Source organism: Micromonospora sonneratiae (assembly GCF_042679305.1).
Lineage (GTDB): Bacteria > Actinomycetota > Actinomycetes > Mycobacteriales > Micromonosporaceae > Micromonospora_H > Micromonospora_H sonneratiae.
The window spans coordinates 1-16,410 of the sequence record NZ_JBHTMP010000040.1; the positions used below are offsets into that span (position 1 = coordinate 1).

General features: G+C 66.1%; 15 protein-coding genes, 3 tRNA genes and 1 pseudogene. 17 read left to right on the forward strand and 2 right to left on the reverse strand.

Annotation, left to right across the window (positions count from 1 at the left end; genetic code table 11):
- Window positions 1–78: 78 nt before the first annotated feature.
- Window positions 79–354 (reverse strand): annotated as a pseudogene (locus ACFQ4H_RS23030) (integrase); the annotation flags it as partial.
- On the opposite strand from ACFQ4H_RS23030, the gene ACFQ4H_RS23035 reads away from it, so the two are divergent.
- The gene (locus ACFQ4H_RS23035) at window positions 319–840 is read left to right on the forward strand and encodes an NAD-dependent epimerase/dehydratase family protein (protein WP_377573820.1); all 522 of its coding nucleotides are present in this window, start codon (window positions 319–321) and stop codon (window positions 838–840) included. The pseudogene ACFQ4H_RS23030 and the gene ACFQ4H_RS23035 sit on opposite strands and share 36 nt — an antisense overlap.
- A gap of 190 nt (window positions 841–1,030) precedes the next feature.
- Complete coding sequence (locus ACFQ4H_RS23040; RefSeq protein ID WP_377573822.1) at window positions 1,031–1,801, forward strand: rRNA methyltransferase; 771 nt, start codon at window positions 1,031–1,033, stop codon at window positions 1,799–1,801.
- 312 nt (window positions 1,802–2,113) lie between these two features.
- On the opposite strand, the gene ACFQ4H_RS23045 is transcribed toward ACFQ4H_RS23040, so the two are convergent.
- On the reverse strand, window positions 2,114–2,674 hold the full coding sequence (locus tag ACFQ4H_RS23045; protein ID WP_377573825.1) for a hypothetical protein: 561 nt from the start codon (window positions 2,672–2,674) through the stop codon (window positions 2,114–2,116).
- A gap of 883 nt (window positions 2,675–3,557) precedes the next feature.
- Between ACFQ4H_RS23045 and ACFQ4H_RS23050 the strand changes: the two genes are divergently transcribed.
- From ACFQ4H_RS23050 to rpoB, 15 genes are all read left to right on the forward strand, one after another.
- A complete protein-coding gene (locus ACFQ4H_RS23050; RefSeq protein ID WP_377573827.1) occupies window positions 3,558–3,734 on the forward strand; it encodes a hypothetical protein in 177 nt (58 codons plus the stop codon).
- A gap of 46 nt (window positions 3,735–3,780) precedes the next feature.
- Window positions 3,781–6,309, forward strand: coding sequence for a putative bifunctional diguanylate cyclase/phosphodiesterase (locus tag ACFQ4H_RS23055; RefSeq protein ID WP_377573829.1), 2,529 nt, complete (start codon window positions 3,781–3,783; stop codon window positions 6,307–6,309).
- Window positions 6,310–6,479: 170 nt separating this feature from the next.
- Window positions 6,480–6,552: transfer RNA gene (locus ACFQ4H_RS23060), tRNA-Thr, on the forward strand.
- A 25-nt stretch (window positions 6,553–6,577) separates the two neighbouring features.
- Window positions 6,578–6,651: transfer RNA gene (locus tag ACFQ4H_RS23065), tRNA-Met, on the forward strand.
- 130 nt (window positions 6,652–6,781) lie between these two features.
- Window positions 6,782–6,949, forward strand: coding sequence for a 50S ribosomal protein L33 (rpmG, locus tag ACFQ4H_RS23070; protein ID WP_046567246.1), 168 nt, complete (start codon window positions 6,782–6,784; stop codon window positions 6,947–6,949).
- Window positions 6,950–7,085: 136 nt separating this feature from the next.
- Complete coding sequence (locus tag ACFQ4H_RS23075; RefSeq protein ID WP_377573832.1) at window positions 7,086–7,532, forward strand: FAS1-like dehydratase domain-containing protein; 447 nt, start codon at window positions 7,086–7,088, stop codon at window positions 7,530–7,532.
- Window positions 7,533–7,534: 2 nt separating this feature from the next.
- Window positions 7,535–7,927, forward strand: coding sequence for a MaoC family dehydratase (locus tag ACFQ4H_RS23080; protein WP_377573834.1), 393 nt, complete (start codon window positions 7,535–7,537; stop codon window positions 7,925–7,927).
- Between the two features lie 148 nt (window positions 7,928–8,075).
- A tRNA-Trp gene (locus ACFQ4H_RS23085) sits at window positions 8,076–8,148 on the forward strand.
- A 118-nt stretch (window positions 8,149–8,266) separates the two neighbouring features.
- A complete protein-coding gene (gene secE, locus ACFQ4H_RS23090) occupies window positions 8,267–8,650 on the forward strand; it encodes a preprotein translocase subunit SecE (protein ID WP_377573836.1) in 384 nt (127 codons plus the stop codon).
- Window positions 8,651–8,688: 38 nt separating this feature from the next.
- The gene (nusG, locus tag ACFQ4H_RS23095) at window positions 8,689–9,399 is read left to right on the forward strand and encodes a transcription termination/antitermination protein NusG (RefSeq protein ID WP_377573838.1); all 711 of its coding nucleotides are present in this window, start codon (window positions 8,689–8,691) and stop codon (window positions 9,397–9,399) included.
- A gap of 149 nt (window positions 9,400–9,548) precedes the next feature.
- On the forward strand, window positions 9,549–9,983 hold the full coding sequence (gene rplK / locus ACFQ4H_RS23100; protein WP_377573841.1) for a 50S ribosomal protein L11: 435 nt from the start codon (window positions 9,549–9,551) through the stop codon (window positions 9,981–9,983).
- An 81-nt stretch (window positions 9,984–10,064) separates the two neighbouring features.
- A complete protein-coding gene (rplA, locus tag ACFQ4H_RS23105; RefSeq protein WP_377573843.1) occupies window positions 10,065–10,781 on the forward strand; it encodes a 50S ribosomal protein L1 in 717 nt (238 codons plus the stop codon).
- A gap of 625 nt (window positions 10,782–11,406) precedes the next feature.
- Complete coding sequence (rplJ, locus tag ACFQ4H_RS23110; protein ID WP_377573846.1) at window positions 11,407–11,952, forward strand: 50S ribosomal protein L10; 546 nt, start codon at window positions 11,407–11,409, stop codon at window positions 11,950–11,952.
- A 57-nt stretch (window positions 11,953–12,009) separates the two neighbouring features.
- A complete protein-coding gene (gene rplL, locus ACFQ4H_RS23115; RefSeq protein ID WP_377573849.1) occupies window positions 12,010–12,393 on the forward strand; it encodes a 50S ribosomal protein L7/L12 in 384 nt (127 codons plus the stop codon).
- A gap of 544 nt (window positions 12,394–12,937) precedes the next feature.
- Window positions 12,938–16,378 (forward strand): DNA-directed RNA polymerase subunit beta, encoded by a 3,441-nt coding sequence (rpoB, locus tag ACFQ4H_RS23120; protein ID WP_377573852.1) that lies wholly within the window; start codon window positions 12,938–12,940, stop codon window positions 16,376–16,378.
- Window positions 16,379–16,410: the final 32 nt, after the last annotated feature.

The window sequence follows — 16,410 nt, forward strand, 5'->3', positions numbered from 1 at the left end:
GATCTGAAGTTATGTCCACAACGTACAGACGATCACGCGGTGGCCGCCTCGCGTCCACCCCGCTCCACCAGCAAGATCTCAAACGGCGGCTGCCGTATTAGCCGCTGCGCTAGTGACCGGTGGCAAGCCGAGCGTCGCCTCTACCCGGCGGCGGGCGGCTTCCTCCTGGCCGTAGACACACTTTGCGTACACCCGCATGAGGACGTGCACGCTGTGCACGGCTCATTCGGCGACCTGGGTAGCCGGTACCCCGGCGTTGAGCCAGAGCGACACGGCGGCATGACGTAGGTCATACGGCCGCCGGCCCAGAGGTAAGCGTTGCTGGGCCGGCGTGAGGACTTTTGCTCGTGCGTCGCCGGAGCAGTCGACAGGGTCGGCGACACCGATCCTGCTCGGATCATCCCCAACATCTTCCGGGCCATTACCGGTCAACTCGACCACGTCACGCTGAACGGCGATGGGTCAGCCGTACGTGACTTCGTGCATGTAGCCGACGTGGCGAGTGGAATCCGGTTGGCGCTATCGGCCTGCACACCCGGTAGCAGTCAGACAGTCAACCTCGGTTCAGGCATCGGAACGAGCATGGCGGAAGTGGTGGCCACCGCCGAACGGGTCACCTGGCACCCGGTGACGGTACGCCGTATGCCGCCCAAGCCAGAACCACCCAGGTTGGTAGCGGACATCACCCGGGCACGGGGTGACCTCGGCTGGCAGCTGGCGAGATCCGAACTAGCGCAGGCGGCTTGTGTGGGGAAAGATCGCACGCCCTGCAAATCCGTCGCGAAAGCTACAGAGGTTCGAATTCTCTACCGGTCATCAGGTGCGGAAACGGCCCTGTAACCAGCAGAAACGCTGAGCACGGAGCCGACTCAGGATCTTGCCAGAAGCGCCGCCTGTTCGATCTCATGCGATTACGCGCTGGTTGGCGGCTCGGCCATGATGAGCATGGGATCGTGGCTGCGCGGCGCGGGTGACGGGCGTCGACGCCGGAGGTACGTGTTGCGGGCGGTAGTGGCTACTCGGAGGTGTGATGACCTATCGGTTTGTGACGGAGCGACATGACTACTCTGACCTGGCCAGCGGGGCGGTGTTGCGTTCGGCGCCGGGCCATCCGGCCTTTCCCGTCCGCCTCGCATCAGAGGTGTTCCTCCGCGCGTGGCACGCCCTGGGACGACCCCGGCCTCTGACCGTGTGGGATCCCTGCTGTGGCAGCGGGTATCTGCTCACCGTGTTGGGCCTGCTGCATCGGGACAAGATCGCGGGCCTCGTCGCCTCGGACATCGCCGATGGCCCGCTCCGGCTAGCACGGGCGAACCTTGCTCTCCTGTCCGCCGAGGGTATGCGGAAGCGGACAGCCGAGCTGGAAGACATGGCTCGCCGTTTCGGCCGGCCCTCCTACGGGGAGGCCGCCGAGGCTGCACGGCGCCTGCAAGAGCTGCTTGCCCAGGGTGGCGGAGACCTCCCCCACGTGGTCGGACGGGCCGACGTCCTCGACCGACAGCAGGTGGCCGCTCTGTTGACCGCGCTACCACCGCCGAGGCTTGTGTTGGCCGACGTGCCGTACGGCGAACAGACCTCATGGCTGGGTTCAGGGCAGGAGGAAGGCATTCCCGGCCTGCTAGGGACGCTCGCGTCGGCGCTTCCCGCAGACGCCATGATCGCGTTGACGACGCGAGGACGCCGCGTCGGGCTGCCAGAAGGTGTTCGTGCGACGGTGCGGCTCAAGATCGGAACTCGGGCGACTGTCCTGGTTCGTCTCAGGGATCTCCAATCCGCGGTGGCCGGTGCGTCCGATCGGTAGCGCCACTCAACCCCAGCGGGCACCCTGGTGTCCGGTCTCGGCAGTTAGATCTTCGGACTGGCGGTTCTCTACCTGGTGATCCGGTTGGCGGTGCGCCATGCGATCAAGATGCCGATGGGCGGAGGGCCGCCGAACGTCCGAGAAACAGTGCTGATCTCGGTACCGGCACCTCACTTACCAGCCGGCGTATGTATGAGGGCGCGACGAGTGTGAGCATCCCTGACTCGGCTGCTGGGCAGACCGAGTGAAGGTTGCGGGCCGGGGCAGATGGTGGTCGCTCAGTGCTGCGATCGCAGGTTTGCTCGGATGATCTCAGTTGTGCAGCCGGTCGCGACAACGCTGGGCAGCCTCAGCGAATCCAGGTTTGGTGCTGTCACCTAGGAGACGAGCGGCCTTCGCCATGTGAGCCCAGAAGACCGGCGGGCTTTCTGGCGTGCCTCTACTCCACAGAGCTTCGATCGAGAGGAACGCCTCTCGCAGCCTCCCTGCGGTCAGCCTCCTATAGACGTTATTAGCCAAGCCGCTCGGGGCGGGGCCAGCGGCCTTGAGCGCTTCCTGAAGCGCTTCCGCGATCTCAGCGCCGGCGTCGTCCAGTTCGACCCGGTGATCAAAGTATCCTGCGACCTCCAGGACTTCCCCGATGACGTTCTCTTCACCTGGCAGTACTGCGTCGAAAAGTTCGCTGTACTTCAGCAATCGCTGATGAGCCTCGGTGATGTTGGTGCCGCAGGCCACGCAGACCGCCACCGCAGTCACGCGCAGGTCACCTCCGGTCGTGGCGAGGTGGACATAGGCGACGCCCGGGGTGTCGCCCACGTGCAGTCGGCCAGCGGCAGCCGAGACGAGGGTCGCGAGTTGGGGCGTGTTCTCCATGGGGTAGAGCCTGCCTCTTGGGGTGTGTGGATACCAGGCGGCGACGGGACGCTGCGGGGGCAGGCTGTGGGCAGTGCGTGGCTGAGTGGTGGTCCCGTTGCGACACTGAGGAACGGCAGGTCAGCAGGGCGCCCCAACCGAGATTGCCAAGCTCCGTAGATCCGTCGCGAAAGCTACAGAAGTTCGAATCCTCTAACTGCCACCAGGTGCTCCACGTGGCTACCCGCCCGCCCGTCAGTCGGGCGGTTGCTCACCGCCGGACCCGGCGAGGGCTTCCGCCATGATGCCGGGGACGCGGAACGAGGCAGGGCGTACGGGGCTGATGCCGGTCGGTAATGGAAATACATGTCAGACCGGACTTTCTTCTGTCTGGGGTGCCCCGGCGGTGTCGACCGTACGGATCTCTCCCGTCATCGGTTGGGGTCGATGGTGTGCGAGTTCCGGGGTGGACTCCCACCCTCTCCCGCTGCAGGCCACGTGGTCCGCTGGATAGGCGGACATACGGTGCATAGGTAGATAGCTTCGGGTGGGCCGAGGCCTGCTTCGACGTGAAATCCGTTCCAGTCCAGGGCAAATATAGGCATGTGTCCTGGTTAAGGGAATAGGTGGGTATGGCAACCCTATGACCGTTAACTGTGGACAACGGGGTTTAGGGTCAGTAGCCGGGCTTGCGAGAGAAGTCTTATTGTGCGGTGCACGTGCCCAGTCGGGGATCTGCCAGCGTCCATAGTTGCTTTCAGGGCGGGAAGTTGACGCAATCCAAGTGGGTGAGCTTCACCTAAAAGGCCACGCTGAGACGCTGCTGCCGCTTTGCTGCCCCCGTCGACTGTGGCACCATCATGGAACCTCTACCACCTCTTCGCCAACTTGACGGGAGCAGCAGATGCCTGCATGGAGGCTGAGCCGACGCTTCGGCTCTGTCATGGCGCTCATGGCGCTCGTGGGCGGGATCTATGCCGCCGGTATCGGTGTTAGCGGCGCCGGGGCACAGGCCGAGGGCGCTGGTACCCAGCCGATCACCGAGGGCTCGGTCGTGACCGACGGTTGGGACTGGAGCTAAAATCCACGCCTTGTGATGAGACGGGCGGCCAACCCATAGGAGTGGAATGGCCAGGCGTCAGCCACCGCGACGACCATCCGAAGTTTCTTGGTTGATTACTGGTCCGTTGGCCATGCTGGCGGTGGTCTGGTCGGTTGTTCTTGCTTTGCTCGGCCGTGACACCGATCCCTTCAACCCATGGGTGGCCGTCCTTTTCCTAGGACTCTTTGTCCTGGTAGAGGTCCCTGTCCTGTACTTCATCACCCACAGGCAGGGTATTAGCATAACGATCAACGAAGTTCCGTTGATCCTTGCGCTGTTCTACCTGCCGCCATTGACCGTGGTGCTGATTTGTACGGTCAGCTCGTTGATCACACAGGTGCGGCGTCGACTGCCCGCCGCCAAACTCTGGTTCAACGTCGCCAAGACGGCAGCGGCGACCTCACTGGCCTCCCTCGCCCTGGTGGCGATGCCGGAGATCCAGGATGCCGGGCCGGGCACCTGGGTGACCCTGCTGATCGCCGTCTGCATCAACAGCCTGGTCACGCTGGCGGCCGTCGCCGGTGTGATGACGCTCATGCAGGGGGCGCAGGCGGGCGGTGAGATCATCCGCAGCGCCGGGCCGGGCCTGGTCACCGCCGCCGCGAATGCGTGGGTCGGCCTGGTGATCCTGATCTGTCTCGAGACGACCTGGTGGTCGGTGCTGCTGCTGGCCGCGCTCGCTGGTGCGCTGTTGCTGCTCTACCGGTCGTACGCCCGGTTCTTCCGGCAGCACCACACGCTGTCTGACATGTACGAGTTGACTCGTGCCATAACCGAGAGCGGCCACGACGGAACACTGGCCGACTCACTGCTGGGCCGGGTCCGTGCCCTGATGCAGGCCGAGTACGCCACCCTCTGGTTGCCGGCCCAGGGGCGACACCCAGAGGTGCTGCTCACCGCCCGGGTCGACGACCCGGGCCTGCTCGATTTTGCCAGGACGCCCCCGAAGGCCAGGGAAAAGGCCTGCGAGGAACGCCGGACGGTCGCCGCTGGCAGGTTCCTGGACGGTGGCGACGAGTTGCGTGCCGCGCTACGTCAGGGGGACGTGAAGGACGTCATCGTCTCCCCCCTGCGGTCCGGGCAGGCGGTCATCGGCTCGCTGGAAGTGGTCAACCGGCTCGGTGACATGGGTCACTTCAAGCCCGGGGACATTCCCGTCCTGGAGACTATCGCCGCCCATGCCGCCGTTGCCCTGGAGAACTCCCGGCTGGTCGACCGGCTGCGCTACGACGCCTATCACGACGGCTTGACCAACCTGCCCAACCGACGCCGGATCACGGGGGCGCTGGAGGAGGCGGTCCGGGTACGCGCTCCGGGTGAGATGGTCGCCGTCCTGCTCTTCGACGTCGACGCGCTCCGCCAGGTGAACGAGTCACTGGGACATGCCGCCGGCGACAAGATGCTGACCGAGGTGGCCAGCCGGCTACGCCGTTCGGCGCCACCAGGGGCGCTGGTCGGTCGGGTCGGCAGCGACGAGTTCGTGGTGACGCTACGGGTCGAGAGCACCGAGGAGGCGTTGACCCTGGCGGCCGGTCTGCGGGAGCAGATCCGTGACCAGATGGTCTTCGACGCGTTGACACTCGACGTCGATACGGCGGTCGGGGTGGCGATCCATCCGGATCACGGCAGCGAGCCGGCGGTCCTGCTCCAGCGGGTCGACCTGGCGGCAACTGCGGCGAAGTCCACGCCGGGCAGCATCCAGATGTTCAACCCGGCCATGGAGTCGCGGTCGATGCGCCGGCTCGGTCTGGCCGGTGATCTGCGCCGGGCGCTGGACCAGGGGGACCTGGAGGTCCACTTCCAACCGAAGGTGACCCTCGGTGACCGACGGTTGGTCGGGGTGGAATGCCTGGCCCGCTGGGAGCATCCGGCCCACGGCGCGGTCGCACCCGAGGACTTCGTCGCGGTCGCCGAGCACACCGGGCAGCTCGGCCGGCTGACCGAGATCGTGCTCAGGGAGGGGCTGCGGCGTAGTCGGGACTGGAACGTCACCGACGAGCCGCTCTCCGTCGCGGTCAACCTCTCCGCCCGTACGCTCACCGACCAGCACTTCCCGAGCCGCGTACAGGAACTGCTCGAAGAGTACGGTGTTCCGCCCGAACGGTTGACTTTCGAGATCAACGAATCAGGTGTGTTGGACGGTACGAACCGCCCGATGCCGACATTGCGTCGGTTATGGGACATCGGGGTACGACTGTCCGTGGACGACTTCGGTACCGGAAATTCATCCCTGTCCTACCTGCGGAGACTGCCGGTACACGAGATCAAGGTCGACCGTTCGTTCGTGCAGGGCATGGCGACCGACCCGGGCGACCTGGCCATCGTGAACGCCATGGTGACGCTGGCCCAGCAGTTCGGGCTGACCGTGGTCGCCGAGGGTGTGGAGAGCGAACTGACCCTGGAACTCCTCCAGGACATCGGCTGCCAGATCGGGCAGGGGTTCCTGTTCAGCAGATCGTTGCCGTACGAGCGTCTGGCGGCCTGGATCGGGGCCCAGGCGGAGCCGGAGTCTGCGTCGCACGGTGACGTTCGCAGGCTCCGTGCCGTGCCCTGACCCGGCTTGGATGCGCTCCGACCAGGCACGGAATGGTGTCGACGGATTCCCGGTGGCGCACCTGTGCGACCCCCGGTCCGATCGGTGCCGGATCCGGTGCCGGATCCGATTTCACCTGACGCGCGACGCCGTGTACTCTTACCTCTGCGCGGCTCACAGAGATCGTGCAAGCCCCCTTAGCTCAGTCGGCAGAGCGTCTCCATGGTAAGGAGAAGGTCTACGGTTCGATTCCGTAAGGGGGCTCAGCGGGTTCAGCTGGACCCATCACGGCGGTGTAGCTCAGCTTGGTAGAGCAAACGGCTCATAATCGTTGTGTCGCCGGTTCAAGTCCGGCCACCGCTACTCTCGACCGCCGGGGGAGATCCCGGGGCCGAAAAGACGGGCGCTAAGGGCGCCCACTTTGCGTGTCTGCTGGACTTGCGTCTACGCTGATGCGTTGTAGCTGTTCCATTAGCGAGGAAGGCCCTCCGCCGTGGCCAAGGCGACCGATGTCCGTCCAAAGATCACTTTGGCGTGTGTGGAGTGCAAAGAGCGCAACTACATCACGCGTAAGAACCGCCGGAACGACCCGGACCGCATCGAGCTGAAGAAGTTCTGCCCCCGGGACGGCAAGCACACCCTGCACCGCGAGACCCGCTGATCTCAGCAGTGCCGTCGGCCGCCAGGCCGATGTGGGTCCATCAACGTACAGATCGCCGATTCGGTACGGACGCTGCGGTTGAACCGCGGTGTCCACCACCGGGTCGGCGATCTTGCGTTACGTGTAGGTTCGCGGCATGCCCTTGGACACCTCCTTCGTCGGCCGGAGCTACCCGCCGACCGCCCCGTACGTGGTGGGGCGAGAGAAGATCCGTGAGTTCGCCACGGCGATCGGCGCCACCGAGGCGGCCTACCACGACCCCGAGGCGGCCCACGCGCTCGGCCACTCCGACGTGCTGGCCCCGCCGACCTTCCCGGTCGTACTCACCATGGCGGCCAGCCAGCAGATTATCGACGATCCGGCACTCGGGCTGGACTACAGCCGGGTGGTGCACGGCGACCAGCGGTTCGCCTACACCCGACCGGTGGTCGCCGGCGACGAGCTGGTCTGCGTCAACACGGTGGAGGACATCGTGTCCCGGGGTGGCCACGATTTCCTGACCACCCGGACCGAGGTGGCGACGGTGGCCGGTGAGCCGGTGGTGACGGTCTGGTCCAAGCTCGTCGTACGTGGGGAGGACTGAGCATGGATCTTCCAGTCAAGACGTTCCGGGTCACCCGGGCCGATCTGGTCCGCTACGCGGGTGCATCCGGCGACTTCAACCCGATCCACTGGAGCGATCGGACCGCGGTCAAGGTCGGCCTGCCCGGGGTGATCGCGCACGGCATGTTCACCATGGCGTTGGTGGGCCGGGCGGTGACCGAATGGGCTGGCGCGGCCGACGCGGTGGTCGAGTACGGCGTCCGGTTCACCCGACCGGTGGTGGTGCCGGACGACGACGAGGGCACCGAGATCCAGGTGAGCGCGGTCGTCCGGGGAGTCACCGAGGAGGGGCTGACCCGGCTCGACCTGACCGCGACCTGCCACGGCGAAAAGGTGCTGGCACAGGCCCGGGCCACGATCCGTACCCCGAGCTGAGAAGGGGACCGCGCGTCGGCAGTCACGCTGTCCGACGCGCGGTGGGTGGACCGGTTGGGAAAGTCGTGCCTCTACCCGTACACTGGTCCGCCGTGGGGCAAGTGACCCCTGCACGCGTCCGCGCGTCGCAGTGGTTGGTTTCCCACGAAGGGGTGTAGCTCAATTGGCAGAGCAGCGGTCTCCAAAACCGCAGGCTGCAGGTTCAAGTCCTGTCACCCCTGCGCCTTAGGCCTGACCGGTCCCGGGGGTCGGATTTCGGCCGGCCCGTCCGGGAGTGGTGAGACCAGCGCGGCGCGCGTTACCGACGCGCGCACCAACCACCCGGTGACGGAGGGCGAAGTGGCCGAGAGCAACCGGCGCGGCGAGGACGCCGCGGACGACCGTCTTGACGACGAGACGATCGACGACGCTATCGACGACGACGCTGAGGAGCCGGTTTCCCGCGGCGGCACCGCTACCCGCTCCCGCAAGAAGGCGGAATCGGCGGACAGCCGGTCCAAGGCCAAGGCAGAGACTAACCGGGTTGGAATTTTCGGCCGGGTCGGCCGGTTCTTCCGCGAGGTAGTGGGCGAGCTGCGTAAGGTCATTTGGCCTACCCGCAAGGAGCTGCTGACCTACACCGCCGTGGTGGTTACGTTCGTCACCGTGATGCTGGCGATCGTGGCCGGGCTGGACTTCGCGTTTGCGAAGGGCGTGCTGTTCGTCTTCGGCAGCTCCAGCTGATGAGCCGACCCAGCTGATAGTGACGGAAGTGAGCGAGCGTGCCTGAGTACGACGAGACCGCCGAACACGCGGACGAGCAGTCCGCGGTGGCGACGGCGGCGGACGACGAGTCGGTCGAGGCCGCCAGCGAGCCGGATTCGGAGCCGGAGGAGACCTTCGACCCGGTCGCCGAGCTACGGCAGAAGCTGCGTTACGCGCCGGGCGACTGGTTCGTGGTGCACTCGTACGCCGGTTACGAGAACAAGGTGAAGACCAACCTTGAGACTCGGATCACCAGCCTCGACATGGAGGAGTTCATCTACCAGGTCGAGGTGCCGACCCGGGAAGAGGTCGAGGTCAAGAACGGCAAGCGTTCGCAGGTTCAGGCGAAGGTCTTCCCCGGTTACATCCTGGTCCGGATGGAGCTGACGCCGGAGTCGTACTCCTGTGTGCGCAACACGCCGGGAGTGACCGGCTTCGTCGGGGCGACCGACCGGGCCGACCGTCCGGCCCCGCTGTCGCTCGACGAGGTTCTCAAGTGGCTGGCGCCGGCGGTCGAGACCGCCGAGCAGAAGAAGGCGAAGCCGGAGATCAAGGTCCTCGACTTCGAGGTTGGCGACTCGGTTACGGTCACCGACGGTGCGTTCGCCTCGCTGCCAGCCACGATCAGCGAGATCAACCCGGACCAGCAGAAGCTGAAGGTGCTGGTTTCGATCTTCGGTCGGGAGACGCCGGTCGAGCTCAACTTCAACCAGGTCGCCAGGATCTGACTTAGCGGAGCGCTGGGCGAGGACCTCGGCCGTTTGGCCGAGCATGACCTGCGCTAGCCTAGAACGTCGCCCGGTGGGTCGCGCTTGACCGTGCGCGCCCTGCCAGCGAGTCAGGTGCACCTTCACCAGTTCAAGCCCCAGGAAGAGACATGCCTCCCAAGAAGAAGAAGCTCGTCAAGACGTTCACGCTTCAGTTGCCGGCCGGCCAGGCCACTCCGGCACCGCCGGTTGGTCCCGCGCTCGGTCAGCACGGCGTCAACATCATGGAGTTCTGCAAGTCGTACAACGCCCAGACCGAGTCGCAGCGTGGTGACATCGTCCCCGCTGAGATCAGCGTGTACGAGGACCGGACCTTCACCTTCGTGCTGAAGACCCCGCCGGCCGCTCGGCTGCTGATCAAGGCTGCTGGTGTGCCGAAGGGCTCCGGCGTGCCGCACACCACCAAGGTCGGTTCGGTGACCCGCGCCCAGCTGCGCGAGATCGCCGAGAAGAAGATGGCCGACCTGAACGCCAACGACGTGGAACAGGCCGAGAAGATCATCGCCGGCACCGCCCGGTCGATGGGCATCACGGTCAAGGAATAAGGCTCCGAGCACCAGCAGGGACCAAACCGTGGGAGGGCACGCATCGGCGTGACCCGCCAGGAACCACAGGAGTATCGAGACATGCAGCGCAGCAAGAACTACCGTAAGGCCGCCGAGGCGGTCGACCGGTCCAAGCTCTACACCCCGGCCGAGGCGGTCAAGCTCGCCAAGGACACCAGCACCGTCAAGTTCGACGCCACGGTCGAGGTCGCGATGCGCCTCGGTGTCGACCCCCGTAAGGCGGACCAGATGGTTCGCGGCACGGTCAACCTGCCGCACGGCACGGGTAAGACCGCCCGCGTGATCGTCTTCGCGGCCGGAGCGAAGGCCGAGGAGGCCACCGCCGCCGGTGCGGACGCGGTGGGCACCGACGAGCTGGTTGCCCGGATCCAAGAGGGCTGGCTCGACTTCGATGCGGCGATCGCAACGCCGGACCAGATGGCCAAGATCGGTCGAATCGCGCGGATCCTGGGCCCGCGCGGTCTCATGCCGAACCCGAAGACCGGCACCGTGACCATGGACGTCACCAAGGCCGTCTCGGACATCAAGGGTGGAAAGATCACCTTCCGGGTGGACAAGCACTCCAACCTGCACCTGATCATCGGCAAGGCCTCCTTCTCCGAGGCTCAGCTGGTCGACAACTACGCCGCGGTCCTCGACGAGGTACTGCGGGTCAAGCCGTCCGCTGCCAAGGGCAAGTACCTCAAGAAGGTCACCCTCACCACCACGATGGGCCCGGGCGTCCCGGTTGACCCCAACGTGGTGAAGAACCTGCGCGAGGGCCAGGCCGAGGCCTGAGTTTCACGGTCGAACGACGGATCGGGGCACCCCCAGCTTCTGGGGGTGCCCCGATCCGTCTCAGCCCACGGGGAACAGCAGAAGCCGGGGCGGTACGCGTACGGGCGGCACCGCCGTACCGGGACCGTGGGTGTGCGGGGCACGGAGGGTACGTCGCCGTACCGCCCTCGGGCGGCTCCGCTCCCGACGTCCGGGGCAGCCCTCGGCGTACGTGTCGGCCCTCGGCCTGGTTGCCCGGCAACCTGGCGGGTACGTGGCCGGGGCCGGGGCCGGTTGGAAGCACGCGCCACCGCTGCCCAATGGTCACGCTGCAGGGTCCCGGTTCCGCCGAGCCGGAGGCGATTTGGCAGCCAGCCAGGGCTTCCCGTACTCTGGCCTCGCACGTCCGGTTTCCGGCCGGACGAGCATCGTAACCACCCAAAGACCGCTGGTCACCGTGCCCCGGCACGGTCGAAGGTCCCGTTCGACGGGCGGCCCGCGCAGGGGGAGACGGTAGCGTTCACTGGTCGTCCACCTATGACCATGTCCGCCCCGTGCGCCCTGCGCCGGGGCGTTTCTCGTTGCGGCGGTTTCTTCAATACCGATTTCGAAGGTAACCAGCCCGGAGCAATGAGAGAGGAGGGACATGGCGGACAAGCCGGTTCGGGCCGACAAGGCCACTGCCGTTGCCGAACTGACCGAGCACTTCCGTAGCTCGGGTGCCACCGTGCTGACCGAGTACCGCGGCTTGACGGTTTCCCAGCTCACCGCGCTGCGGCGCGCGCTGGGTCGGGAAACGACCTACGCGGTCGCGAAGAACACGCTGGCCAAGCGTGCTGCAGCGGATGCTGGCATCGACGGCCTCGACGAGCTGTTCACCGGTCCTACCGCGCTTACCTTCGTCTCCGGCGATGTCGTCGAGGCGGCGAAGGGCCTGCGTGATTTCGCGAAGGCCAACCCGAAGCTCGTCATCAAGGGTGGCGTCTTCGAGGGCAAGGCCATCACCGCGGCCGAGGTCAACAAGCTCGCCGACCTTGAGTCCCGCGAGGTGCTGCTGGCCAAGCTGGCCGGCGCGATGAAGGCCAACCTGAGCAAGGCTGCGGCCCTGTTCCAGGCGCCGCTGTCGAAGACCGCCCGCCTGGCGGCTGCCCTGCAGGAAAAGCGCGAGAAGGAGGGCGAGGAGCAGGCCTGACGGCCGGACTCGTCGCCACCAGTCATTCTTCAAAGTACTTAGGAAAGGACGCCAGACATGGCGAAGCTCAGCACCGAAGAGCTGCTCGACGCGTTCAAGGAGATGACGCTGATCGAGCTCTCGGAGTTCGTGAAGCAGTTCGAGGAGACCTTCGACGTCACCGCTGCCGCCCCGGTGGCTGTCGCGGCTGCCGCCCCGGGTGCCCCCGCGGCCGAGGCCGAGCCGGAGAAGGACGAGTTCGACGTCGTCCTCGAGGCTGACGGTGGCAAGAAGATCCAGGTCATCAAGGTCGTGCGTGAGCTGACCGGCCTGGGCCTGAAGGAGGCCAAGGACGTGGTCGAGGCCGCGCCGAAGGCCGTCCTGGAGAAGGTCAACAAGGAGACCGCCGACAAGGCCAAGGCGAAGCTCGAGGCCGAGGGTGCCAAGGTTTCCCTGAAGTGAGCTGACGCACACTGTGCCAGAGCGGGCGGGGATTCGGCGCCGGATCCCCGCCCGCTCTGCTGTGTCCGGTGTCCGGCGGTAGCCCGATGATCAGGGCGTTGGTCGCCCGGGTGTCGGCTGGTAGGGGCGTGTTCGCGTCAGGACCGTTGGTGAGGCTACGATTCGACCCGCCTGCCAGCCCTTGACGCAGCCCCCAGCCGACAGGCACGCTGGACCAGCAAGACCTTCCGCGCTTGCAACGGCTACCGCTTGGGTAATGGCCATGGCAGCACCGTCGCCATGTCCCGACAGCCCAAGTGGTCCCGCGGGAAACGCCGCGTTCTGAGCGGCCCGGAGGCACCTGTTCAGGTGCCCGGAGGCACGTTCCGCGACGTCCTGCGGTGGTTGGCTGGACAGCGGTTAGCCTCTCGGCTACACTGCTAGTTTGCGCTGCCTTCCGACTTGACCCCTGCTCGGAATGTCCGTTTGTGGATATTTGGAGTGGGGTCATTGGAGTGCACGCGTAACAGCCGTTTTGCAGCACCGGTCCTCGGAAGGACGCATCTTGGCAGCTTCCCGCCCTGCGAAGACCAGTCGTACGTCGAGCGCTTTCGCGCCCCGCCGAATCTCATTCGGCAGGATCACCGAACACCTCGAGGTCCCCAACCTCCTTGCCATCCAGAACGAGTCGTTTGACTGGCTGGTCGGTAACGAGGCTTGGCAGGGCCGGTCGGCTGACGACCCGCACGCTCGCTCGGGTCTCGCGGAGATCCTCGACGAGATTAGTCCCATTGAGGACTTCTCCGGCACCATGTCACTGTCCTTCTCCGCGCCGCGCTTCGATGAGGTCAAGGCCTCGATCGAGGAGTGCAAGGAGAAGGACCTGACCTACTGCGCTCCGCTGTTCGTGACGGCGGAGTTCACCAACAACACCACTGGCGAGATCAAGAGCCAGACGGTGTTCATGGGTGACTTCCCGATGATGACGCCGAAGGGCACCTTCATCATCAACGGCACCGAGCGCGTCGTGGTCAGCCAGCTCGTCCGGTCCCCGGGCGTCTACTTCGACAAGCAGCCGGACAAGACCTCCGACCGCGACCTCTCCAGCGTCAAGGTGATCCCGAGCCGGGGTGCCTGGCTGGAGTTCGACATCGACAAGCGCGACACTGTCGGTGTCCGTATCGACCGTAAGCGGCGTCAGGCAGTCACCGTGCTGCTCAAGGCCATCGGTTGGACCACCGAGCAGATCCGCGAACGGTTCGGCTGGTCCGAGTTGATGATGACCACCCTGGAGAAGGACCACATCGCCGGGGCGGACGAGGCGCTACTCGACATCTACCGCAAGCTGCGGCCGGGTGAGCCGCCGACGCGGGAGAACGCGCAGACCCTGCTCGACAACCTCTTCTTCAACCCGAAGCGGTACGACGTCGCCAAGGTCGGTCGGTACAAGTTCAACAAGAAGCTCGAAGTCAACGTGCCGATCACCACGGGCACGCTGACCGAGGACGACATCGTCGCCACCGTGGAGTACCTCTGCCGGCTGCACGCCGGTGAGGACGGCTACGAGGCCGACGACATCGACCACTTCGGCAACCGTCGCCTGCGTACCGTGGGCGAGCTGATCCAGAACCAGGTCCGGGTCGGTCTGTCCCGGATGGAGCGGGTCGTCCGTGAGCGGATGACCACCCAGGACGTCGAGGCGATCACGCCGCAGACCCTGATCAACATCCGTCCGGTGGTGGCGGCGATCAAGGAGTTCTTCGGCACGTCCCAGCTGTCCCAGTTCATGGACCAGACCAACCCGCTGGCGGGCCTGACCCACCGGCGCCGGCTGAGCGCGCTTGGCCCGGGTGGTCTGTCCCGGGAGCGGGCCGGCTTCGAGGTCCGTGACGTGCACCCGTCCCACTACGGCCGGATGTGCCCGATCGAGACCCCGGAAGGCCCGAACATCGGTCTGATCGGTGCGCTCTCCACCTTCGCGCGGGTCAACCCGTTCGGGTTCATCGAGACGCCGTACCGCAAGGTCGTCGACGGCCGGGTGACCGACCAGATCGACTACCTGACCGCGGACGAGGAGGACCGGTTCGTCAAGGCGCAGGCCAACGCCCCGCTGAAGAGCGACGGGCACTTCGCCGAGGACCGGGTCCTGGTCCGTCGAAAGGGCGGTGAGGTCGACTTCGTCGCCCCGACCGCAGTCGACTACATGGACGTCTCGCCGCGTCAGATGGTGTCGGTCGCGACCGCCATGATCCCGTTCCTCGAGCACGACGACGCCAACCGGGCACTGATGGGCGCGAACATGCAGCGCCAGGCCGTGCCGCTGGTCAAGGCGGAGTCGCCGCTGGTCGGCACCGGCATGGAGTACCGCGCCGCAGTCGACGCCGGTGACGTGGTCGTGGCCGAGGTCGGCGGTGTGGTCGAGGACCTGTGCGCCGACTACGTGACGGTGCACCAGGACGACGGGCACCGGCGTACCTACCTGCTGCACAAGTTCCGCCGCTCCAACGCCGGCTCCTGCGTCAACCAGAAGCCGGTCGTCTTCGAGGGGGACCGCGTCGAGGCCGGTCAGGTCATCGCCGACGGGCCGTGCACCGACGAGGGCGAGATGGCGCTCGGGCGCAACCTGCTCGTGGCGTTCATGACCTGGGAGGGCCACAACTACGAGGACGCGATCATCCTGTCGCAGCGCCTCGTGCAGCAGGACGCCCTCACCTCGATCCACATCGAGGAGCACGAGGTCGACGCCCGTGACACCAAGCTGGGCCCGGAAGAGATCACCCGCGACATCCCGAACGTCAGCGAGGAGATGCTGGCCGACCTCGACGAGCGGGGGATCATCCGGATCGGTGCGGAGGTCGTCCCCGGCGACATCCTGGTCGGAAAGGTCACGCCCAAGGGTGAGACCGAGCTGACCCCGGAGGAGCGGCTGCTTCGCGCGATCTTCGGTGAGAAGGCTCGTGAGGTCCGGGACACCTCGCTGAAGGTGCCGCACGGTGAGAGCGGCACGGTCATCGGTGTGCGTACGTTCTCCCGTGAGGACGGCGACGAGCTGCCGCCGGGTGTCAACGAGCTGGTACGGGTCTACGTCGCGCAGAAGCGGAAGATCCAGGACGGCGACAAGCTCGCCGGCCGGCACGGTAACAAGGGTGTCATCTCCAAGATCCTGCCGGTCGAGGACATGCCGTTCCTGGAGGACGGCACCCCGGTCGACATCGTGCTCAACCCGCTCGGTGTGCCGAGCCGGATGAACATCGGTCAGGTGCTGGAGACCCACCTCGGCTGGGTGGCCAAGACCGGTTGGAAGATCGATGGCGACGACGCCGATTGGAAGCGGGCGCTGCGTTCGATCGACGCCGCCGAGTCGGAGCCGGACACCAACGTGGCGACGCCGGTCTTCGACGGCGCCAAGGAGGAGGAGATCTCCGGTCTGCTCTCGTCGACCCTGCCCAACCGGGACGGCAAGCAGCTGATCGGCGCGAGCGGAAAGGCGCAGCTCTTCGACGGTCGTTCCGGCGAGCCGCTGCCCGACCCGATCGCGGTCGGCTACATCTACATCCTCAAGCTGAACCACCTGGTCGACGACAAGATCCACGCTCGGTCGACCGGCCCGTACTCGATGATCACGCAGCAGCCGCTGGGTGGTAAGGCGCAGTTCGGTGGTCAGCGCTTCGGTGAGATGGAGTGCTGGGCGATGCAGGCGTACGGCGCCGCGTACGCCCTGCAGGAGCTGCTGACGATCAAGTCCGACGACGTCCTGGGCCGGGTCAAGGTCTATGAGGCGATCGTCAAGGGCGAGAACATCCCCGAGCCGGGCATCCCGGAGTCGTTCAAGGTGCTGCTCAAGGAGCTGCAGTCGCTGTGCCTCAACGTCGAGGTGCTCTCCAGCGACGGTGTGGCTCTGGAGATGCGCGAGACCGACGACGAGGTCTTCCGGGCCGCGGAGGAACTCGGCATCGACCTGTCCCGGCGCCCGAACGAAGGCGTGAGCAGCGTCGACGAAATTTAGCGGGCGTGTCCGGGGTGGGTGATCACCCGCCC